The organism is Streptomyces sp. NPDC017890 (assembly GCF_044328675.1).
In the GTDB taxonomy this organism is placed as follows: domain Bacteria; phylum Actinomycetota; class Actinomycetes; order Streptomycetales; family Streptomycetaceae; genus Streptomyces.
In genome coordinates, this window is the sequence record NZ_JBIRHU010000038.1 from 20,504 (window position 1) to 40,894 (window position 20,391).

Sequence of the window (20,391 nt, forward strand, 5' to 3'; positions counted from 1 at the left end):
TCGCGGGCGTGGGCATTCGAGCTGCCGCCTGCTCATTCGCGAGGCGAGATGCCCCACAGCCGCCCCCACATCCGTAACACCAGTCCCGTGCCGAACCGCGGTCACGCACCGCGCCGACACAACGAGGTTGCCGTACCCATGCGCCACGATGAAGGAGCCCGCGGTGAGTGCTGACCCGACGCAGGTGCTCGCCTTCGAGACCGACTGCCACATTTTCGACGGATGTGGCTTCCCGGCTCCCGGCCTGCACTCGTTCCTCTTCGAGCCGCTCTGGGGCAACGCAGACGGCAACGGCCTGTACTTCAACAAGCCGATGCTCCTGGCCCTGCTCGGCTCGGTCATCATCGTGGGCTTCTTCTGGGCCGCGTTCGGCAAGGCGAAGATCGTCCCGGGCAAGCTCCAGATGGTCGCCGAGGCCGGCTACGACTTCATCCGCCGCGGTGTCGTCTACGAGACCCTCGGCAAGAAGGAAGGCGAGAAGTACGTCCCGCTGGTCGTGACGCTCTTCTTCTTCATCTGGATGATGAACCTCTGGTCGATCATCCCGGTCGCCCAGTTCCCGGTGACGTCGATCATCGCCTACCCCGCCGGTATGGCCCTGATCGTCTACGTCCTCTGGGTGTCGCTCACCTTCAAGCGCCACGGGTTCGTGGGCTTCTTCAAGAACGTCACGGGCTACGACAAGTCGCTCGGCGGGGTCCTGCCGCTCGCGATGACCATCGAGTTCTTCTCGAACCTCATCGTCCGTCCGTTCACCCACGCCGTCCGGCTCTTCGCGAACATGTTCGCGGGCCACACGCTGCTGCTGCTCTTCACGATCGCCAGCTGGTACCTGCTGAACGGCATCGGCATCGCCTACGCCGGGGTCTCGTTCGTGATGACGATCATCATGACGGCCTTCGAGCTCTTCATCCAGGCCGTGCAGGCATACGTGTTCGTGCTGCTGACCTGCACCTACATCCAGGGCGCGCTCGCCGAGCACCACTGAGTCGCCCGGCCCACCCCCAGCCGTCCGGTGGCCAACCCCCACCGGTCCGTAAAGAAAAGGAAGAACTGGCATGTCCCAGACCCTTGCTGCCGTCGAAGGTTCGCTCAGCTCCGTCGGTTACGGCCTGGCCGCCATTGGCCCCGGCGTCGGCGTCGGCATCATCTTCGGTAACGGCACCCAGGCCCTCGCCCGCCAGCCCGAGGCGGCCGGCCTCATCCGCGCCAACCAGATCCTGGGCTTCGCCTTCTGTGAGGCGCTCGCCCTGATCGGTCTCGTCATGCCGTTCGTCTACTAAGACGACCTGACGACCGTCCCTTTCGACGAAAGGCACTGATGTGACATCCGCCCTGGTTTTCCTGGCGGCTGAGGGGGAGAAGGAAAATCCCCTCATTCCGCCGTGGCCGGAAGTTGTCATCGGCCTCATCGCTTTCGTCATCGTCTTCGGCTTCCTCGCCAAGAAGCTGCTCCCGAACATCAACAAGGTTCTGGAAGAGCGTCGCGAGGCCATCGAGGGCGGTATCGAGAAGGCCGAGGCCGCACAGACCGAGGCCCAGAGCGTCCTCGAGCAGTACAAGGCCCAGCTCGCCGAGGCCCGGCACGAGGCCGCGCGCCTGCGCCAGGAGGCACAGGAGCAGGGCGCCACGCTCATCGCCGAGATGCGCGCGGAAGGCCAGCGGCAGCGTGAGGAGATCATCGCCGCCGGTCACGCCCAGATCCAGGCCGACCGCAAGGCCGCCGCGTCCGCGCTGCGCCAGGACGTCGGACAGCTGGCCACTCAGCTGGCCGGCAAGCTCGTCGGCGAGTCCCTCGAGGACCACGCCCGGCAGAGCCGCGTCATCGACCGCTTCCTGGACGAGCTGGACGACAAGGCGACGACGGCAGAGGCAACCCGATGAGTGGGATGCACGGAGCGAGCCGCGAGGCTCTGGCCGCCGCACGCGAGCGTCTGGACGCGCTGACGGACTCCACGTCCGTGGACGCGGGCTCGCTCGCCGACGAGCTGGCCGCCGTCACGGCGCTGCTCCACCGCGAGGTGTCGCTGCGTCGGGTCCTCACCGACCCGGCGCAGGGCGGCGAGGCCAAGGCCGAGCTCGCCCAGCGTCTCCTCGGCACCCAGGTCAGCGGTCCCGCCGCCGATCTGGTGTCCGGCATGGTGCGCTCCCGCTGGTCGCAGTCCCGCGACCTGGTGGACGCGCTGGAGGAGCTGGCGAGCATCGCCGACCTCACCGCCGCGCAGAAGCGGGGCCGGCTCGACAACGTCGAGGACGAGCTGTTCCGGTTCGGCCGGATCGTCGCCTCGAACACCGAGCTGCGCGCCGCGCTGACCAACCGCTCGGCCCCGACCTCGGCCAAGGGCGAGCTGCTGCGCGGCCTGCTCGGCGGCCGTGCGGAGCGGACCACCGAGCGACTGGTGACGCGCCTTGTCACCGCGCCGCGGGGACGTAGCCTGGAGTCGGGACTCGAATCCCTGTCCAAGCTCGCCGCCGACCGGCGGGACCGGATGGTCGCCGTCGTCACCTCGGCGGTGCCGTTGAGCGACACGCAGAAGCAGCGCCTCGGCGCGGCCCTCGCGAAGGTCTACGGCCGTCCGATGCACCTCAACCTCGACGTGGACCCCGAGGTTCTCGGCGGGATCCGGGTGCAGGTCGGTGACGAGGTCATCAACGGCTCCATCGCGGACCGCCTGGAGGACGCCGGCCGCCGCATGGCGAGCTGACGCTCCGCGCCACAACAGCACAACAAGCAGTACGTACTTACGACGGCCCTGGTTGGGCCGTGCAGAGGATTCACCTCTTTTTGGGGGGAGTCCCCGACTCGTGGAATACCCCCCAAGTGAAACTTCGGGCCCAACAAGGAGAGCAGGGAACTCAGATGGCGGAGCTCACGATCCGGCCGGAGGAGATCCGGGACGCACTGGAGAACTTCGTCCAGTCGTACAAGCCGGACGCGGCCTCGCGCGAGGAGGTCGGTACGGTCACCCTTGCCGGCGACGGCATCGCGAAGGTCGAGGGTCTCCCCTCGGCCATGGCCAACGAACTGCTGAAGTTCGAGGACGGCACCCTCGGCCTCGCCCTCAACCTCGAGGAGCGCGAGATCGGTTGCGTCGTCCTCGGTGAGTTCAGCGGAATCGAGGAGGGCCAGCCGGTCACCCGTACCGGTGAGGTCCTGTCGGTCGCCGTGGGCGAGGGCTACCTCGGCCGCGTCGTCGACCCCCTCGGCAACCCGATCGACGGCCTCGGCGAGATCGAGACCGAGGGCCGCCGCGCCCTCGAGCTGCAGGCCCCCACCGTCATGCAGCGCAAGTCGGTGCACGAGCCGATGGAGACGGGCTACAAGGCCGTCGACGCCATGACCCCGATCGGCCGCGGTCAGCGTCAGCTGATCATCGGCGACCGCCAGACCGGCAAGACCGCGCTGGCCGTCGACACGATCATCAACCAGCGTGACAACTGGCGCACCGGCGACCCGAGCAAGCAGGTCCGCTGCATCTACGTCGCCATCGGCCAGAAGGGCTCGACCATCGCGTCGGTCCGCGGCGCGCTGGAGGAGAACGGCGCGCTGGAGTACACGACCATCGTGGCCGCCCCGGCGTCCGACCCCGCCGGCTACAAGTACCTGGCGCCGTACACCGGCTCGGCCATCGGCCAGCAGTGGATGTACGAGGGCAAGCACGTCCTGATCATCTTCGACGACCTGTCGAAGCAGGCCGACGCCTACCGCGCCGTGTCGCTGCTGCTGCGCCGTCCGCCGGGCCGCGAGGCCTACCCGGGCGACGTCTTCTACCTGCACTCCCGTCTGCTGGAGCGCTGCGCGAAGCTCTCCGACGCCGAGGGCGCCGGTTCGATGACGGGTCTGCCGATCGTCGAGACCAAGGCCAACGACGTGTCGGCGTTCATCCCGACCAACGTCATCTCCATCACCGACGGCCAGTGCTTCCTGGAGTCCGACCTGTTCAACGCCGGCCAGCGTCCGGCCCTGAACGTCGGTATCTCGGTCTCCCGCGTCGGTGGCTCCGCCCAGCACAAGGCCATGAAGCAGGTCTCCGGCCGTCTGCGCGTGGACCTCGCCCAGTTCCGTGAGCTCGAGGCGTTCGCCGCCTTCGGTTCCGACCTGGACGCCGCGTCGAAGTCGCAGCTGGAGCGCGGTCAGCGCATGGTCGAGCTGCTGAAGCAGGACCAGTACCAGCCGATGGCCACCGAGGACCAGGTCGTCTCCGTCTGGGCCGGCACCACCGGCAAGATGGACGAGGTGCCGGTCGTCGACATCCGCCGCTTCGAGAAGGAGCTCCTCGAGTACCTGCACCGCCAGGAGCAGGGCCTCATGACCTCCATCCGCGAGGGCGGCAAGATGTCCGACGACACCCTGCAGGCCGTCGCCGAGGCGATCGCGGCGTTCAAGAAGCAGTTCGAGACCTCGGACGGCAGGCTGCTCGGCGAGGACGCCCCGTCCGCCGCCAAGTGACGTAAGGAAGGGACCTGACTCATGGGAGCCCAGCTCCGGGTCTACAAGCGTCGCATCCGATCCGTCACCGCGACCAAGAAGATCACCAAGGCGATGGAGATGATCGCCGCCTCGCGCGTCGTCAAGGCGCAGCGCAAGGTGGCGGCCTCCACGCCGTACGCGCAGGAACTGACCCGCGCGGTCACGGCGGTCGGAACGGGTTCGAACACCAAGCACGCGCTGACCACGGAGGCGGAGAACCCGACCCGTGCCGCGGTCCTGCTCCTCACGAGCGACCGCGGCCTGGCCGGCGCCTTCAACTCCAACGCCATCAAGGCGGCGGAACAGCTGACCGAGCGCCTCGAGCGCGAGGGCAGGCAGGTCGACACGTACATCGTCGGCCGGCGCGGTCTCGCCCACTACAACTTCCGTGAGCGCAAGGTCGCGGAGTCGTTCGCGGGCTTCACCGACGAGCCGACGTACGCGGACGCCAAGAAGGTCGCGGCGCCGCTGATCGAGGCCATCGAGAAGGAGACGGCGGAGGGCGGCGTGGACGAGCTCCACATCGTCTACACCGAGTTCGTCTCGATGATGACCCAGACGGCGGTCGGCTCGCGGCTGCTGCCGCTGAGCCTCGAAGAGGTGGCGAAGGAGTCGGGCACGAAGGACGAGATCCTTCCGCTGTACGACTTCGAGCCGTCGGCGGAGGACGTCCTCGACGCCCTGCTGCCGCGCTACGTCGAAAGCCGCGTCTACAACGCGCTGCTGCAGTCGGCCGCTTCCAAGCACGCCGCCACGCGGCGCGCGATGAAGTCGGCCACCGACAACGCGGGCGAGCTGATCAACACGCTCTCCCGTCTTGCCAACGCGGCCCGCCAGGCCGAAATCACCCAGGAAATCAGCGAGATCGTCGGTGGCGCCAGTGCCCTGGCCGACGCGAACGCGGGGAGTGACAACTAATGACCACCACTGTTGAGACCGCGACGGCCACGGGCCGCGTCGCCCGGGTCATCGGCCCGGTCGTCGACGTGGAGTTCCCCGTCGACGCGATGCCGGAGATCTACAACGCGCTGCACGTCGAGGTCGCCGACCCGGCGAAGGCGGGCGAGCTGAAGACGCTGACCCTGGAGGTCGCCCAGCACCTGGGTGACGGCCTGGTCCGCACCATCTCCATGCAGCCCACCGACGGTCTGGTCCGCCAGGCCCCGGTGACCGACACGGGCACGGCCATCTCCGTCCCCGTCGGCGACTTCACCAAGGGCAAGGTGTTCAACACCCTCGGTGAGGTGCTGAACGTCGACGAGCAGTACACGGGTGAGCGCTGGCCGATCCACCGCAAGGCGCCCAACTTCGACGAGCTCGAGTCGAAGACCGAGATGTTCGAGACCGGCGTCAAGGTCATCGACCTGCTGACCCCGTACGTCAAGGGCGGCAAGATCGGTCTGTTCGGCGGTGCCGGCGTCGGCAAGACGGTGCTCATCCAGGAGATGATCTACCGCGTCGCCAACAACCACGACGGTGTCTCCGTGTTCGCCGGTGTCGGTGAGCGCACCCGTGAGGGCAACGACCTCATCGACGAGATGAGCGAGTCCGGCGTCATCGACAAGACCGCGCTGGTCTTCGGTCAGATGGACGAGCCGCCGGGCACCCGTCTGCGCGTCGCGCTGGCCGGCCTGACCATGGCCGAGTACTTCCGCGACGTCCAGAAGCAGGACGTGCTGTTCTTCATCGACAACATCTTCCGCTTCACCCAGGCGGGCTCCGAGGTGTCGACCCTGCTCGGCCGCATGCCCTCCGCGGTGGGCTACCAGCCGAACCTGGCCGACGAGATGGGTCTCCTCCAGGAGCGCATCACCTCGACCCGTGGTCACTCGATCACCTCGATGCAGGCGATCTACGTCCCCGCGGACGACCTGACCGACCCGGCCCCGGCCACCACCTTCGCCCACCTCGACGCGACGACGGTGCTCTCCCGTCCGATCTCGGAGAAGGGCATCTACCCGGCCGTGGACCCGCTGGACTCGACGTCCCGCATCCTCGACCCGCGGTACATCGCGGCGGACCACTACCAGGCCGCGATGCGCGTGAAGAACATCCTGCAGAAGTACAAGGACCTGCAGGACATCATCGCGATCCTCGGTATCGACGAGCTCGGCGAGGAGGACAAGCTCGTCGTCCACCGTGCCCGTCGCGTGGAGCGCTTCCTGTCCCAGAACACCCACGTCGCCAAGCAGTTCACCGGCGTGGACGGTTCGGACGTGCCGCTGGACGAGTCGATCGCGGCGTTCAACTCGATCTGCGACGGCGAGTACGACCACTTCCCGGAGCAGGCGTTCTTCATGTGCGGTGGCATCGAGGACCTGAAGAACAACGCCAAGGAGCTGGGCGTCTCCTGAGCCTCGTGCTCGCGGTGAGCCCCAGGGCTCACACCGGAGGGGGCGGGCGCGTCCCGTCCCCTCCGTCACGCCCCTTAGACTTGTAACCAACACCCGGCTCTCCCGCCGGGTGGTGACCCGAGGAGCCACCTTGGCTGCTGATCTGCACGTCGCGCTGGTCGCGGCCGACCGAGAGGTCTGGTCCGGCGAGGCCACCCTGGTCGTCGCGCGCACCACGTCCGGCGACATCGGCGTCATGCCCGGTCACCAGCCGCTGCTCGGTGTGCTGGAGTCGGGCCCGGTGACCATCCGTACGAGTGACGGTGGGACGGTCGTCGCCGCGGTGCACGGCGGTTTCATCTCGTTCGCCGACAACAAGCTGTCACTGCTGGCCGAGATCGCCGAGCTGTCGGACGAGATCGACGTACAGCGCGCGGAGCGGGAGCTCGAGCGCGCGAAGGCGGAGGGCGACGCCCACGCCGAGCGTCGCGCGGACGTCCGACTGCGCGCGGCGGCGGGACGCTGATCCACAGTACTGTGCGATAGCGTCGTGCTATGACGTCACTCAGCCGCGGCTGGGACCGGAGCGATCCGGACCCGGCCGCGGCTGAGGCAGATCCGGGTGTTTTTTCCGTTCCGTTACCTAGGAGACGAGGAGGTCGGTGTCGATGGCCCTCGCTCTGACTGTGTGCGGAATTGTCGTGGCCCTGGTGGTGATCGGGCTCTTCGTCTTCGGTCTGCGCCGCCGGCTGATCCAGCGGTCGGGCGGCACCTTCGACTGCTCCCTGCGCTGGGACGCCCCCGAAGAGGGCGACGCCGGCGGCAAGGGCTGGTCCTACGGTGTGGCCCGTTACAACGGCGACCGGGTCGAGTGGTACCGGGTCTTCTCGTACTCTCCCCGCCCGCGCCGGGTCCTGGAGCGCTCCGCGATCGAGGTGGCCGGCCGCCGGGTCCCCGACGGCGAGGAGGAGCTGGCGCTGCTCTCCGACGCCGTCGTCCTGGCCTGTATGCACCGGGGCACGCGCCTCGAACTGGCGATGAGCGACGACGCGCTGACCGGATTCCTCGCGTGGCTCGAGGCGGCACCTCCCGGACAGAGGGTGAACGTCGCGTAGAGCGACGTTCAGCCCCGCTGGGTGGGAGTGCCCCCGGCAGCGGAGCTGCTGGGGGAGGGTGAACGTCGCGTAGCCGCGTTCGCCCTCCACCGGGCAGACCCCGGGGAGGGTGAACGCGGCTCGGAACCGGCCGGGGACTACTTCAGACCGCTGTCGATGGCGCTCACCAGCTCGCCGTTCGCGGTGTCACCGCTGAACTCCCAGAAGAAGGCACCGCCCAGGCCCTGCTGCTCGGCCCAGTTCATCTTCGACGTGATGGTGGCGGGGGTGTCGTAGGACCACCAGTTGCTGCCGCAGTGCGCGTACGCCGTGCCGGCGATCGTGCCGGTGGCCGGGCAGCTGTTCTTGAGGACCTTGTAGTCCTCGATGCCCGTCTCGTACGTGCCCGCCGCCGGGCCGGTGGCCGTGCCGCCGGGCGCGGACTGGGTGACGCCGGTCCAGCCGCGGCCGTAGAAGCCGATGCCGAGGAGCAGCTTGTCGGCCGGCACGCCCTTCGCCTTGAACTTGGCGATCGCGTCGGCGGAGTTGAAGCCCTGCTGCGGGATGCCGTCGTACGAGGTCAGCGGCGAGTGCGGAGCGGTCGGGCCGTTCTTCGCCCACGCGCCGAAGAAGTCGTACGTCATCACGTTGTACCAGTCGATGTACTGCGCGGCGGCGCCGTAGTCGGCCGCGTCGATCTTGCCGCCGTCGGTCGCGTCGGCGGTGGTGGCGGCGGTGACCAGGTCGTCGCCGAACTCGGCCCGCATGGCCTTCATCATGTTGCTGAAGGCGTTGGGGGCGCTGGTCTCGTCACAGCTGAGACCGCAGGCGTTCGGGTACTCCCAGTCCAGGTCGATGCCGTCGAAGACGTCGGCCCAGCGCGGGTCCTCGACCAGGTCGTGGCAGGACTTCGCGAAGGCGGCCGGGTTCTTCACGGCGTCGGGGAAGCCGCCGGACCAGGTCCAGCCGCCGAAGGACCAGATGACCTTGATGTGCGGGTACTCGGCCTTCAGCTTGCGCAGCTGGTTGAAGCTGCCGCGCAGGGGCTGGTCCCAGGTGTCGGCGACGCCGTCGACGGACTGGTCCGCGGTGTAGGCCTTCTCGTAGTCGGCGTACGCGTCACCGATGGTGCACTTGCCGCCCTGGACGTTGCCGAAGGCGTAGTTGATGTGCGTGATCTTGTCGGCGGAGCCGGACGTGACCAGGTTCTTCACGTGGTAGTTGCGTCCGTAGACGCCCCAGTTGGTGAAGTACCCCAGCTTGACCTCTTCGCCGCCACCCGGGTTGCCGCCGCCGTCACCGCCGGTGGTGGTGACCTTCACGGCGCCGCTGACCGGGCCGGTCTGGTCGGCGGTGTCGCGGGCCTGGACGGTGTACGAGTAGTCGGTGCCCTTGGTGAGGGCGCTGTCCGTGTACGAGGTGCCGGTCACGGTGGCGACCTTGGCGCCGCCGCGCAGGACGTCGTAGTTCTTGACGCCCTTGTCGTCGGTCGCCGCCGACCAGGACAGCTTCACCGAGGTGTCGGTGATCCCCGAAGCGGTGGGAGTGCCGGGGGCGGACGGGGCCGCGTCGCCGGGAATCTCCGGGCCGCCGTCGCAGCTGCCGCCGTTGAGCTTGCAGTTGGACGGGGAGCCGGGGCCGCTGCCGTTGAAGCCGAAGGTGACCGTCGCCCCGGGGGCGAGGGTCCCGTTCCAGCCGAGGTTCTTGGCGGTCCAGTGGTCACCGGAGTTGGTGACCGTGGCGTCCCAGGCGGAGGTGACCTTGGTGCCGGTGGGGAAGTCCCACTGGACGTTCCAGGAGCTGATGGTCGTGGTGCCGGTGTTCTTCACGGTCCACTTGCCGCCGAAGCCGGTGCCCCAGTCCGAGGTCTTGGCGAAGGTGGCCGTCGCGCTCGTGGCCGCCTGTGCCGGACTCGCCAGTCCGACCAGCCCGGCCATGGGGAGCGCCAGGGTGGCGGCGAGTGCCGCGGCTCTGTGTCTGAAGCGCATGAAGCGCCTCCTTATGGGGAGTTGTTGTTGTGGGCATGACTGAGCCTCATGCCCGCAGTGCCGCGAGAATAGAAAGGTCTGGACCATAGGTCAATAGGTCTGGACCACTGTTCCGATGCGGCCTTCCCCCGGCTGCCCCCGGTGGTGACTGGAATCGGTCCGCGTCCGACTCGCAGGCGAGAAGTGGGGGGTTGGGAGCCGTTCGGCGGCGTGACCTCGGCCGACGGGCGGGGCGGCCCGTATCCCGGGCGGCTGCGTGAGTCATCACGCGCAGGGCCCGGCGGTACCCGCCGTGGTCGCGCGCGGAGGTCCAAAAACGGCGGAGCGGCCCCCGGGCATGAAAGCCCGGGAGCCGCTCGGCTCGCGTTCAGCGAGTGCGGAGTCCACCGCGGCCCTTGTCGGTGCCGCGGCCGGGTGAAGCCGTCGGGTGAGGACGGCTCGCCCGGGAGTCGACTCAGCGGTACTCGTGGTGCCGGTCGTCCGAGTCCTTGTCCGAGACGAGGAAGTTGGTCGTGGCGCTGTTGTCGTCCTCGTCGACGACGGTGATCTCGGTCTCCTCCTCCTCCTTGGTGTTCTCGGAGCAGTCGATGTTGTTGTTGGCCGACGACAGGATCGGGATGTCGATGACCTCGAGGGGCAGGCAGCTGAGGACCTGCGAGTTGTTCTCGAACTTCGCGGTGTCGTCGTCGGCGGCAGCGGCCGTGCCGGCGGCGCCACCGGCCATGACCAGCGCGGTGACGGTGCAGGCGAGCGCCTTCTTGAGAGCCATGGGGTTTCCTCCTGAATGGGGTCTGACGAACTAGAGGCAGGCGAATTCCTGAGGACATCGCCCGCACTCTGTGGTGACCGCGTCTTGCGGCTGCCAATCCGTCCTCCGGCAGCACGTTCCCGACGCGACTACTCAATGAACGAAGCCGCGGTCGGGCGGGTGTTGCTCCGACGGAGTGAAGCCTTATTCGTATGCCAGGGACGTGGTCGTCATTTCTTCATGATGATCGGAACAGTCGATCGTCGTGCCCGAAGTCGACGCGATCGGAAGGTCGAGAACTTCGATGTTCACGCAGGAGAGGATCTGGGTCTTGTTCACGTAGTACTTCACGGGCTCTTCTCCCGCGTGAGCGGTTCCGGCCTGCAGTGCCGCCAAGGGCACCGCGCACAAAGAGAGAAAGGCCAGACGAGTGCTCAACATTCCTTGGGTCCTGTCTGGGTCGGGGACGGGGGCTGGGCACCTGCGCATGACAAGAAGTTCTCACCGGCCGCAGTTACCTGCGGCCGAACAATACTGAGCGTGCAGGCGGAGGCAAAGAAACGCGAAACCTGGTAGCCCGTCGGCGCCGGAGGCGAGGATCGGGTCCGGGGCCCTGGTTCCGCAATTCACTCCGTTGGAGCAGAACTCGCGGGGTATGGATTCGTTGCATTGGTAGCCGCACGGAAAGCACAGTCAAGTCCGGCTGAGCTTGTCCAAGCCCGGTACAACTGCCGATTGTGTGACGCCCATCAGTGGGCACATGCCTTCGGTGATCACACACCCCACTCAGGAGGAAACCCGCATGGCTCTCAAGAAGGCTCTCGCCTGCACCGTCACCGCGCTCGTCATGGCCGGTGGCGCCGCCGGCACGGCCGCGGCCGCCGACGACGACACCTCGAAGTTCGAGAACAACTCGCAGGTCCTCAGCTGCGACGTCGTCGAGGTCATCGACATCCCGATCCTGTCGTCGGCCAACAACAACATCGACTGCTCCGAGAACAACAAGGAGGAGGACGAGAGGGAGCTGACCATCGTCGACGAGGAGGACAACAGCGCCGAGGCCAACTTCCTCCTCAAGAAGGACTAATACCTCTGACCGGTGGCCGGGCGAGCCGTCACTGACAGCTTTCCCGGCCCGGCCCAGAGGCGACAGGTCAGGTTGGCAAGCCTTTCCCAGCGGCCCCCGTTCCTCTTCGGGGGCCACTTTCTTGTGCCCTGAGCCTCCGGCAGGTGCTCGGCGCGGGTGTGCAGAGGGGGCCGAACGCCCGGGCCCGGCCCGGGGCGCGACCAGGACAGCCCCTAGACGCCCAACTCCTGTGCCAGCACCGCCGCCTGCACCCGACTGCGCAGTTCCAGCTTCCCCAGCAGTCGGCTGACGTGCGTCTTGACCGTGGCCTCGGCCATGTCCAGCCGTTCGGCGATCGCGGCGTTGGACAGTCCCTCACCGAGACAGGCCAGGACCTCACGCTCGCGCCGGGTCAGATTCCCCAGCACCGCCGGATCGGCGGCCGGCTCCCGGGCGGGCTTCGCGGCGAACTCCGCGATCAGACGCCGGGTGACGGCCGGGGCGACGATCCCCTCCCCGCCCGCCACCGTGCGCACGGCCGCCAGGAGGTCCTTCGCCTCCGTGTTCTTCAGCAGGAAACCTGCGGCCCCCGCCCGCAGCGCCCCGAACACGTACTCGTCCAGGTCGAACGTGGTCAGTACCAGGACGTCGGCGAGCCGCTCCGCGACCACCAGCCGGGTCGCCGACACCCCGTCCAGACGCGGCATCTGGACGTCCATCAGCACCAGGTCGGGCCGCAGCTCGCGGGCCAGCGCCACCGCCTGCTCGCCGTCCGCGGCCTCCCCGACCACGTCGATGTCCGGTGCGCTGCCCAGGATCAGCACCAGTCCCGCGCGGACGGCGGACTGGTCCTCGGCGACGAGGACGCGGATCATGGCAGGTCTCCTTCGGTCAGGGGCAGGGTGGCGCGTACGGTCCAGATCTTGCCGCCGGCCGAGTCGGGGTCCGCCACCGGACCGGCCTCGAAGGTGCCGTGCAGCAGCGCGGCCCGCTCCCGCATGCCGACCAGGCCGGCGCCGGAGCCGGGCGCGCGCGGGGCTTCCCGGTCGCCGTACGGGCTGGACACCAGGAGGCGCAGGACGTCGTCGTGCCGGGTGAGCTGGACCCGTACCGTCCCCCGCGCGGCGTGCTTGAGCGCGTTGGTCAGCGACTCCTGCACGATCCGGTACGCGGCCAGCTCGACCGGCGCGGGCAGGTCCTCGCCGGGCGCCGACTCCAGAGTGACGTCGAGTCCGTTGGCGCGGGCGCCGTCGACCAGCGCGCCCAGGCCGTCGAGGGTGGGGGTGGCGGCCGGCTCCTTGTCCGCGCCGTCGTCCCGCAGGATGCCGATCAGCCGTCTCATCTCGGCCAGCCCTTCGACACTGTTCTCGCGGATGACGCCGAGCGCCTGCCGGGTGGTCGCCGGGTCGTCCAGGGAGAGGGCGGCCGTGGAGTGGATGGCGATCGCGGAGAGGTGGTTGGCGACCATGTCGTGCAGCTCGCGGGCCATCCGGGAGCGCTCCGCGGTCACCGCCTGGACCCGGTCCATCTCGGCCAGCAGCGCGGTCTGCTGGGCCCGCAGCAAGGCGGCGTCGGCGGTCTCCCGGTGGTTGCGCACGATCAGACCGGTGGAGGCCGGCGCGAACGACACCACCCCGACGGCGACACCGATCAGCAGCGCCTCGGGCGCCCGCCAGAGCGCGAACGGCACCACCGTCGCGGCCACCGTGAGCAGCCCGGTGATCCACGGGGTGCGGCGGGCCAGGGCGGGCGGGCCGTACAGCACGGCGGCGTACATCACGTCGGTGTACATGATCACCGTGACGAGGCTGCCCTGGGTGAAGAGGTCCGTGACCAGCGCGGCCGTGCCGACCAGCAGGCCGGTGCGCGGCGCGGCCCGGCGCAGCAGCTCGCAGCCCGCCATGACGGCGAGCGGGACCAGCAGCGGCCAGCCGCCGGCGAACAGCACGTACGCCTCGTCGGCGGGCCGGATGCCCAGGCCGATGCCCCACAGCAGCAGCCCGCCGAGCAGGCCGGCCGACGCGGCGTACACGTCGAAGCGGCGCGGGCGGGGGAGTCGTGGGGCCATGCCACCATCCAACACGGCCCGCGTCCCGCCCGCCTGATCCCGGGGGACGGTCCTGTGCTGCATCTTTCGATGTACCGGAGGTTCGTCACCGGCGACGACGACCCGGCCCGATCCGGACGGCAGCCTGGAAGAGCGATCGAAAGGAGCGAACAGTGATCGTCACCCTGATCATCGTCTGCGAGATCGGCTTCTGGGTACTGCTGGCGGCCGGACTGTCCGTCCGATACCTGCTGAAAAGGGAACGCGCGGGTATGGCGCTGCTGCTGTGCGAGCCGCTGCTCGAAGTCGTGCTCCTGGTGGTCACCGCTCTGGACCTGAAGAACGGTGCCGACCCGAGCTGGAAGCACGGCCTGGCGGCCCTGTACATCGGCTACACCGTGGGCCACGGCCACCGCACCGTGAAATGGCTCGACGGCCACGCCGCCCACCGGCTGGCCGGGGCGTCGAAACCGGTCGGCCCGCCGCGCTACGGCATGGCCCGCGCCCTGCACGAGGGCAAGGTGTGGCTCGGTACGCTGATCGCCGCCGCCGTGGCGACCGCGCTGCTCCAGGCCGCCATGTGGTACGTCGACGACCCGAGCCGCACCGGCTCCCTGGAGAGCTGGCAGTACACGGCCTGGCGCGCGGCCGGCATCCACGGCCTGATCGCGCTGACGTACGCGATCTGGCCGAAGAAGGCCCCGGCCGTTACGGCGCCGGCCACGTCCGAGCCCGAGAAGGAAGGGGCGGACCGATGAGGCGGCCGCCGGAGCGGAACGTGTGGGAGGGGAGCGCCACCTTCCTGATCGGCCTCGTCCTGTGGCTGACCACCGGGGGCGTGGAGGTCCCCGTCGTCACCCCGACCAAGGTCGGGATCGTGATGATGTGCTTCGGCGGCGCGCAGACCGCGTGGGGCCTGTTCCGGTCCGCTCGCCGACGGGCCTAGCGCTCGCCGCCCGGCACCCACAGCACGTCTCCGACCTCCTTGTTGGCCACCCGGGCCAGGATGAAAAGGAGGTCGGAGAGCCGGTTGAGGTAGGTCGCCGCCAGCGGGTTCATCGACTCGCCGTGGACCTCCAGCGCCGCCCACGTGGAGCGCTCGGCCCGGCGGACCACCGTGCACGCCTGGTGCAGCAGGGCCGCACCGGGCGTGCCGCCGGGCAGGATGAAGGAGCGGAGCTTCTCCACCTCGGCCAGGAACCGGTCGCAGTCCGCCTCCAGCTTGTCGACGTAGAACTGCTCGACCCGCAGGGGCGGGAACTCCGGGTTCTCCACCACCGGCGTGGACAGGTCCGCGCCCACGTCGAACAGGTCGTTCTGGACGCGGACGAGGACCTTGACGACCTCCTCGTGCAGGCCGCCGAGGGCGATCGCCGTGCCGATCACCGCGTTCGCCTCGTTGGCGTCGGCGTACGCGGAGATCCGCAGGTCGGTCTTGGGGACCCGGCTCATGTCACCGAGGGCGGTGGTGCCCTGGTCGCCGGTCCGGGTGTAGATGCGCGTCAGGTTGACCATGAGGCCAGCGTAGTTACGCCCCGGCGGTACGGAAGACGCGTGTGCCCACCGTCACGGCCAGTGCGGTGAAGGCGACGGCGACCAGGGTGCCGTACAGCATGTGCGCCGTCGCGCAGCTGCCGACGTACGCGTCCCGTACCGCGTCGACCAGGTAGCGGAACGGCATCAGGTGCGAGAGCCCGTCCAGCCGGGCCGGTCCCGGCGGCCTGGAGCGGACCCTGCGCGAGGAGACCGGCGGCGCGGACGACGACACGACGCCCGCGCTGATGGCAGGTCAGGTCAACCGACCGCACGGCGCGGCACGGTCATGGTGACCATCGGGCAGCGCATGGCCGTCGGCGGGGAACCGTCGGAGGACTCCCGCGACGTCCTCCTGCTGATGGACGGGACGGAGGTCCTGCTGAGCGAGAAGGCGCTCAACTACGCCGTACGAGGCGCGGACTGGCGCCCGGAGGGCACCGCTCGGTGTGATGTCCGTCATTTGAGACGTGACGCGCGTTACTAACCGGTCACACAGCCCTTCGCTCCCGATAATCTCCGGCCGAGAAGACATGAGCCTGTGCGGCGGATCAGGTCGCTGGAAAGTGGCAGACCCCGCGTACGCGGCGCGAGGCGCCGGACAGGCCCTCAAGGACAGCCTGTATCAGGGGAGTCGCACAGTGGCACGGAAGCTCGCCGTCATCGGAGCCGGTCTCATGGGGTCCGGAATCGCCCAGGTCTCCGCCCAGGCGGGCTGGGACGTCGTCCTGCGCGACGTCACCGACGAGGCGCTGCGGCGCGGCACCGACGGCATCAGGGCCTCGTACGACAAGTTCGTCGCCAAGGGGAAGCTCGCCGCCGACGACGCCGGGGCGGCCCTCGCGCGCATCACCACGACCACCGACCTGGACGCCGTCGCCGACGCGGACGTCGTCGTCGAGGCCGTCTTCGAGAAGCTGGAGGTCAAGCACGAGATCTTCCGCGCGCTCGACAAGCTGGTGAAGGACGAGGCGATCCTCGCGTCCAACACCTCCGCCATCCCGATCACCAAGATCGCGGCCGTGACGGAGCGCCCCGAGCGGGTCGTCGGCGCCCACTTCTTCTCACCGGTCCCGATGATGCAGCTGTGCGAGCTGGTGCGCGGCTACAAGACCAGTGACGAAACGCTCGCCACCGCACGGGAGTTCGCCGAGTCCACCGGCAAGACCTGCATCGTCGTCAACCGGGACGTCGCCGGCTTCGTGACCACCCGCCTCATCTCCGCCCTCGTCGTCGAGGCCGCGAAGCTGTACGAGTCGGGCGTCGCCACCGCCGAGGACATCGACCTCGCCTGCAAGTTGGGCTTCGGCCACGCCATGGGGCCGCTGGCCACCGCCGACCTGACGGGCGTCGACATCCTGCTGCACGCCACCGGCAACATCTACACCGAGTCCCAGGACGAGAAGTTCGCCCCGCCGGAGCTGATGCGCCGGATGGTGGACGCCGGTGACATCGGCCGCAAGAGCGGGCAGGGCTTCTACAAGCACTGAGGTCGCATCAGCCCCGGAAACGTCACACGCCGGGGTGAATTCGGTATCGGTTCGCTTACAGGCAGCAACCTCCGATCGTTTCGGCCAGTCAGAGGGTGCAACACCTGATATCGCCGAGAGACCGCACGAAGAACCGTCACGAAGAATCGAAGAGACGACAAAGACGCACGCCGGGGAGCGCATATGCACATCAAGGGCGACCACGTCGAGATGGTCGTCGGGGGCCGCCTCGACGTCCGCAGCGCGGCGGACGCCCGTACGGTCCTGCACTCGGCCGTCGACGACGGAGTCGGCGACCTGGTGCTGGACCTGTCCGAACTGGACTCCTGGGACGCCACCGGACTCGGCGTGATCATGGGGGCCCACCGGCGGGCCGGCCGCTGCGGCCGGCGGCTGGTGCTGCGGGACGTACCGCCGCAGATGCAGCGCCTGCTGGTGGCCACCCGGCTGCACCGGATCCTGGCCATCGAGGGCGGCATCGGCGTGGAGACCCTGCCCCGGGTGTGACGCCACGGACCGGTGTGACCCGGTGGGCCGGGGAGACCCGGACACCACTCGGCGAACCGTCCGACAAACGCCCGACACACGCAATCCTCACGAGACTGTGACGTCTTGGACGGGTCGGTACCCCGGACTGTCGGAGATACTGAGCGAAGGTTTAGGGTCTGGCTGCCCGCCGTATCGAGAACCCACTGGCGGGCCCGGACCAGAAGCGACAGCGCGGTGTGCGGCAAGGCCGGGAGGGGTGGCCCCGACCGGGGCCCGCACACGACGCTTTTGGGGGGCTTGAACCTATGGACCCGAACAACCGGGGACCCGAGGAGCACGGCCAAGACGGCGGCCACCAGGCGCCGCGCCCGCGCCCGCCCAGGGACCCCCTCACATCCGACTTCGGACAGCACACGCCCGCGCTCGCCCGCACGGTGCAGCTGGTGTCCGGCGACTTCCTGCTCACCGTCAACCCCGTCGACGGCAGCGAGATCGAGGTCTGCCCGCCCGCGGAGCGGCCCGCCAGGCCCGAGAAGCTCACCACGGCCGAACGCGCCGAGGCCGAACGCGCCGCCCGGCCGCCCGTCCCGCCGGGACCGGTCCGGACCGTGCTGGGCCTGCTGGCCCGCGACGACGAACGCGAACGACTGGTGCGGCTGCTCGCCCGCGGCCGTTCCGTCCGCCTCACCGGCCCCGCCGGCTCCGGCCGCACCAGCCTCCTCGACGTCGTCGCCGAGGACTGCGCGGGCCTCGCACCCGACGGCGTCGTCCGGCTCAGCGGCTTCCACCGCACGGCCGACGACCTGCTCCACGACCTCTTCTACGCCGTCCACCGCGCGCCCCTGCACCGCCCGGAGCGCGACGAACTCCTCGGCCGGCTCCGTGAGGTCGGCGCCGTCGTCGTCCTGGACGACGTCGAGTTCGGCGGCGCCGCCCTCGACGAGCTGCTGGACGCCACCCCTGAGTGCGCCTTCCTCATCGGAGCGACCCCGGACGTGCCCGCGCCCTCCGCCGACTCGGCCGTCGAGGAGGTCTTCCTCACCGGCCTGGACCGCTCGGACGGCGTGGAACTGCTGGAGCGTGCCGCCGGCCGGACCCTCACCGAGGAGGAGGCCAACTGGGCCGGCGACCTCTGGTTCGAGTCCGAGGGCCTGCCGCTGCGCTTCGTCCAGGCCGGCGCCCTGCTGCGCCGGCGCGACCGGCAGCAGGCCGGCGCCGACGCCGTCGACGAGTTCGGCGTCTTCGCCGACGCCCGCCCGGCCGACGACACGCCCTACGACGCCGCCGAGACCGACGACGTGCCCCTGCCGTCCCTCGGTGAGGCCGCCGCGCCCGCGCCGCTGCTCGCCTCCCGGCTGAGCTCCTCCGCGCGCACCACCCTGGAGTTCGCCGTCGCGCTCGGCGGCGAGGTGCCGCACCAGGCGCATCTGCCCGCCCTGGTCGGAGACACCCACGCGGACGCCGCCCTCGGCGAGCTGGCCGACTGCGGGCTGGTCTCGCCGGTCGGCTCCCGCTACCGGCTCGCCGCCGGGGTGCTCACCCAGCTGGAGAGCGCCGGATACGCCGACGGCGTACGGGAGAAGGCACTGGCCGCCGCCCAGCACTACGCCTGGTGGACCGGCCACCCCTCGGTCACCCCGGAGCGGGTCTGCGCCGAGGCCGACGCCGTCCTGGCCGCCCTCGCCGTGCTGGTGCCGGCGGCGCCGGTGGGCGACGAGGAGAGCCCCGCCGTCCAGCTGGCCCGCACCGCGGCGCCCGCGTTCGCCGCCGGGCTGCACTGGAGCGCCTGGCAGCGGGCGCTGCGCTCCGGCACCGAGGCCTCCCGGCTCGCCGGTGACGTCGCGGAACAGGCCTACTTCCACCACGAACTCGGCGTCCTCGCGCTGTGCGAGGGACAGCTCGACCGGGCCCGCGCCGAGCTGGAGGCCTCCATCGGGCTGCGCGGCGCGCTCTCCGACAAGCGCGGGGCCGTCGCCGGCCGCCGTGCCCTCGCGCTGGTCGCCGACCGGAGCGGGGACACGCCCGGCCTCGGCACCGGCGCGGGCGCGTTCGGCGCAGCGGGGGCCGCGGCCGGACTCGGCGTCCTCGGCCTCGGCCCGACCGCGGGGGAGGAGGTGCCCGACGCGCGGCACGAGGAGTCGGCGTCGCCTCCCGCGGGCGTACCCGCGCCCTTCCCGCCGCTCCAGCCGCCTCCGCAGTCACCGACCCTGGTCACCAGCCGGGACCCGTCCACCGGGCCGTCCCGCAAGGCGGGCATCAACATCAAGGGCTTCGCGCGGCGCAATCTGGTGGCCGCCGGCGCGGGTGCGCTGCTCGTCGCCGTGCTCGGCACGGTGGTGACCCTCGGCGCCACGTCCGAGAACGACGCCGGTGACCCCTCCGACCAGGTCGGCGTCAACCCGTCGGCCAGCCAGGGCGTCGACGACGGCAGCCTGGGCGCGGACCGGCCGAGGGACGACGGCGAGGGCTCGGACGACATCGGCGGGGCGACCGGCCGGCCGACCGACCCCGGTCCGGACGGCACCCTCGGTACCTCGGACGACCCGACGCCGACGGATTCGGCACCGCCGTCGGACGGCGCGAGCGACTCGGGCGAGCCCGACGAGCCGGGTCCGGGGGATCCGGGCGAGTCGGACGAGCCGGACGACCCGTCCTCGCCGGTCAAGCCGCCCACGTCCAACGAGCCGCCACCGGACCCGACCTCGCCGAAGCCGACCGACACCGAGCCGGATCCCGACCCCACGCCGACGGACGAGCCCAGCACCCCCGGGAACACGCCGACCGAGACGGATCCGCCCGCGCCGTCGACCCCGGAGACGTCCAACAGCGCCAGCGGGCCCGGCACGCCGCCCACCACCGCCGGCTCCCCGGCCGGCACCGCGACCGCCTCGCAGAGCAGCACCGCGACCAGCGGCACGGGAACGGGCCCGGGGACGCCGAGCGGATCCGGATCGGCGACCAGTCAGATCATCTGACGCCTCCCGGGGGCGTCATGGGACAGCACGGGAGGGGCGGGGGGGGGGGGGGGGCCCCCCCCCCCCCCCCCAACCCCCCCCCCCCGGCCCCCCCCCCCGCCCAAAACAAAAAAACCCCAGAAACAACAAAAACCACCCCACGCAAATTTAGAAAAAA

General features: G+C 70.0%; 22 protein-coding genes and 1 pseudogene. 16 read left to right on the forward strand and 7 right to left on the reverse strand.

Annotated features, from left to right (window positions below):
• The first annotated feature begins 148 nt into the window (after positions 1-148).
• From atpB to ACH4F2_RS33410, 9 genes are all read left to right on the forward strand, one after another.
• On the forward strand, positions 149-988 hold the full coding sequence (gene atpB, locus ACH4F2_RS33370) for a F0F1 ATP synthase subunit A (protein WP_398136487.1): 840 nt from the start codon (positions 149-151) through the stop codon (positions 986-988).
• Positions 989-1,058: 70 nt separating this feature from the next.
• Positions 1,059-1,283 (forward strand): ATP synthase F0 subunit C, encoded by a 225-nt coding sequence (atpE, locus tag ACH4F2_RS33375; protein WP_030545783.1) that lies wholly within the window; start codon positions 1,059-1,061, stop codon positions 1,281-1,283.
• Positions 1,284-1,323: 40 nt separating this feature from the next.
• Positions 1,324-1,884 carry a F0F1 ATP synthase subunit B gene (locus tag ACH4F2_RS33380; protein WP_356604592.1) on the forward strand — a complete coding sequence of 187 codons (561 nt, stop codon included), beginning with the start codon at positions 1,324-1,326 and terminating at the stop codon, positions 1,882-1,884.
• A gap of 5 nt (positions 1,885-1,889) precedes the next feature.
• Complete coding sequence (locus ACH4F2_RS33385; protein ID WP_398136505.1) at positions 1,890-2,705, forward strand: F0F1 ATP synthase subunit delta; 816 nt, start codon at positions 1,890-1,892, stop codon at positions 2,703-2,705.
• A gap of 155 nt (positions 2,706-2,860) precedes the next feature.
• On the forward strand, positions 2,861-4,450 hold the full coding sequence (gene atpA, locus ACH4F2_RS33390) for a F0F1 ATP synthase subunit alpha (protein ID WP_398136488.1): 1,590 nt from the start codon (positions 2,861-2,863) through the stop codon (positions 4,448-4,450).
• A 21-nt stretch (positions 4,451-4,471) separates the two neighbouring features.
• Positions 4,472-5,389 carry a F0F1 ATP synthase subunit gamma gene (locus ACH4F2_RS33395; protein WP_398136489.1) on the forward strand — a complete coding sequence of 306 codons (918 nt, stop codon included), beginning with the start codon at positions 4,472-4,474 and terminating at the stop codon, positions 5,387-5,389.
• Entirely contained in the window at positions 5,389-6,825 is a 1,437-nt protein-coding gene (atpD, locus tag ACH4F2_RS33400; protein WP_398136490.1) for a F0F1 ATP synthase subunit beta, read from the forward strand. Before ACH4F2_RS33395 ends, atpD begins: the two co-directional genes overlap by 1 nt.
• Positions 6,826-6,955: 130 nt before the next feature.
• Complete coding sequence (locus ACH4F2_RS33405; protein WP_064729863.1) at positions 6,956-7,330, forward strand: F0F1 ATP synthase subunit epsilon; 375 nt, start codon at positions 6,956-6,958, stop codon at positions 7,328-7,330.
• Between the two features lie 142 nt (positions 7,331-7,472).
• Positions 7,473-7,919 (forward strand): DUF2550 domain-containing protein, encoded by a 447-nt coding sequence (locus ACH4F2_RS33410; protein WP_398136491.1) that lies wholly within the window; start codon positions 7,473-7,475, stop codon positions 7,917-7,919.
• A gap of 137 nt (positions 7,920-8,056) precedes the next feature.
• Here the strand turns inward: ACH4F2_RS33410 and ACH4F2_RS33415 are convergent, their stop codons facing one another.
• The 3 genes from ACH4F2_RS33415 to ACH4F2_RS33425 form a co-directional block, all read right to left on the reverse strand.
• Entirely contained in the window at positions 8,057-9,886 is a 1,830-nt protein-coding gene (locus ACH4F2_RS33415; protein WP_398136492.1) for a glycosyl hydrolase family 18 protein, read from the reverse strand.
• 454 nt (positions 9,887-10,340) lie between these two features.
• Positions 10,341-10,655, reverse strand: a complete 315-nt coding sequence (locus ACH4F2_RS33420) for a hypothetical protein (RefSeq protein WP_398136493.1) — start codon at positions 10,653-10,655, stop codon at positions 10,341-10,343.
• 183 nt (positions 10,656-10,838) lie between these two features.
• Complete coding sequence (locus ACH4F2_RS33425; RefSeq protein WP_398136494.1) at positions 10,839-11,075, reverse strand: hypothetical protein; 237 nt, start codon at positions 11,073-11,075, stop codon at positions 10,839-10,841.
• Between the two features lie 361 nt (positions 11,076-11,436).
• Between ACH4F2_RS33425 and ACH4F2_RS33430 the strand changes: the two genes are divergently transcribed.
• The gene (locus tag ACH4F2_RS33430; protein WP_398136495.1) at positions 11,437-11,721 is read left to right on the forward strand and encodes a hypothetical protein; all 285 of its coding nucleotides are present in this window, start codon (positions 11,437-11,439) and stop codon (positions 11,719-11,721) included.
• 212 nt (positions 11,722-11,933) lie between these two features.
• Here ACH4F2_RS33430 and ACH4F2_RS33435 read toward each other — a convergent pair whose 3' ends face one another.
• Positions 11,934-12,575 (reverse strand): response regulator, encoded by a 642-nt coding sequence (locus ACH4F2_RS33435; RefSeq protein ID WP_398136496.1) that lies wholly within the window; start codon positions 12,573-12,575, stop codon positions 11,934-11,936.
• A complete protein-coding gene (locus ACH4F2_RS33440; protein ID WP_398136497.1) occupies positions 12,572-13,768 on the reverse strand; it encodes a sensor histidine kinase in 1,197 nt (398 codons plus the stop codon). Before ACH4F2_RS33440 ends, ACH4F2_RS33435 begins: the two co-directional genes overlap by 4 nt.
• 152 nt (positions 13,769-13,920) lie before the next feature.
• Here ACH4F2_RS33440 and ACH4F2_RS33445 point away from each other — a divergent pair, with 152 nt between their 5' ends.
• Together ACH4F2_RS33445 and ACH4F2_RS33450 are read left to right on the forward strand one after the other, a co-directional pair.
• The gene (locus ACH4F2_RS33445) at positions 13,921-14,505 is read left to right on the forward strand and encodes a hypothetical protein (protein WP_398136498.1); all 585 of its coding nucleotides are present in this window, start codon (positions 13,921-13,923) and stop codon (positions 14,503-14,505) included.
• Complete coding sequence (locus ACH4F2_RS33450) at positions 14,502-14,693, forward strand: DUF5708 family protein (protein ID WP_398136499.1); 192 nt, start codon at positions 14,502-14,504, stop codon at positions 14,691-14,693. The genes ACH4F2_RS33445 and ACH4F2_RS33450 overlap by 4 nt, the downstream gene beginning before the upstream one ends.
• Here the strand turns inward: ACH4F2_RS33450 and ACH4F2_RS33455 are convergent.
• Together ACH4F2_RS33455 and ACH4F2_RS33460 are read right to left on the reverse strand one after the other, a co-directional pair.
• Positions 14,690-15,262, reverse strand: coding sequence for a cob(I)yrinic acid a,c-diamide adenosyltransferase (locus tag ACH4F2_RS33455; protein ID WP_398136500.1), 573 nt, complete (start codon positions 15,260-15,262; stop codon positions 14,690-14,692). The genes ACH4F2_RS33450 and ACH4F2_RS33455 overlap by 4 nt on opposite strands.
• Positions 15,263-15,275: 13 nt before the next feature.
• Positions 15,276-15,461, reverse strand: a pseudogene (locus ACH4F2_RS33460) (ABC transporter permease); the annotation flags it as partial.
• 108 nt (positions 15,462-15,569) lie between these two features.
• On the opposite strand from ACH4F2_RS33460, the gene ACH4F2_RS33465 reads away from it, so the two are divergent.
• The 4 genes from ACH4F2_RS33465 (at position 15,570) to ACH4F2_RS33480 (ending at position 20,234) form a co-directional block, all read left to right on the forward strand.
• A complete protein-coding gene (locus ACH4F2_RS33465; protein ID WP_398136501.1) occupies positions 15,570-15,767 on the forward strand; it encodes a hypothetical protein in 198 nt (65 codons plus the stop codon).
• A 154-nt stretch (positions 15,768-15,921) separates the two neighbouring features.
• Positions 15,922-16,770: a 3-hydroxyacyl-CoA dehydrogenase family protein gene (locus tag ACH4F2_RS33470; protein ID WP_398136502.1), complete on the forward strand. Its 849-nt coding sequence runs from the start codon at positions 15,922-15,924 to the stop codon at positions 16,768-16,770.
• A 183-nt stretch (positions 16,771-16,953) separates the two neighbouring features.
• A complete protein-coding gene (locus ACH4F2_RS33475) occupies positions 16,954-17,277 on the forward strand; it encodes an STAS domain-containing protein (protein WP_398136503.1) in 324 nt (107 codons plus the stop codon).
• Positions 17,278-17,564: 287 nt separating this feature from the next.
• Positions 17,565-20,234 (forward strand): ATP-binding protein, encoded by a 2,670-nt coding sequence (locus tag ACH4F2_RS33480; protein WP_398136504.1) that lies wholly within the window; start codon positions 17,565-17,567, stop codon positions 20,232-20,234.
• The last annotated feature ends 157 nt before the right edge of the window (positions 20,235-20,391 follow it).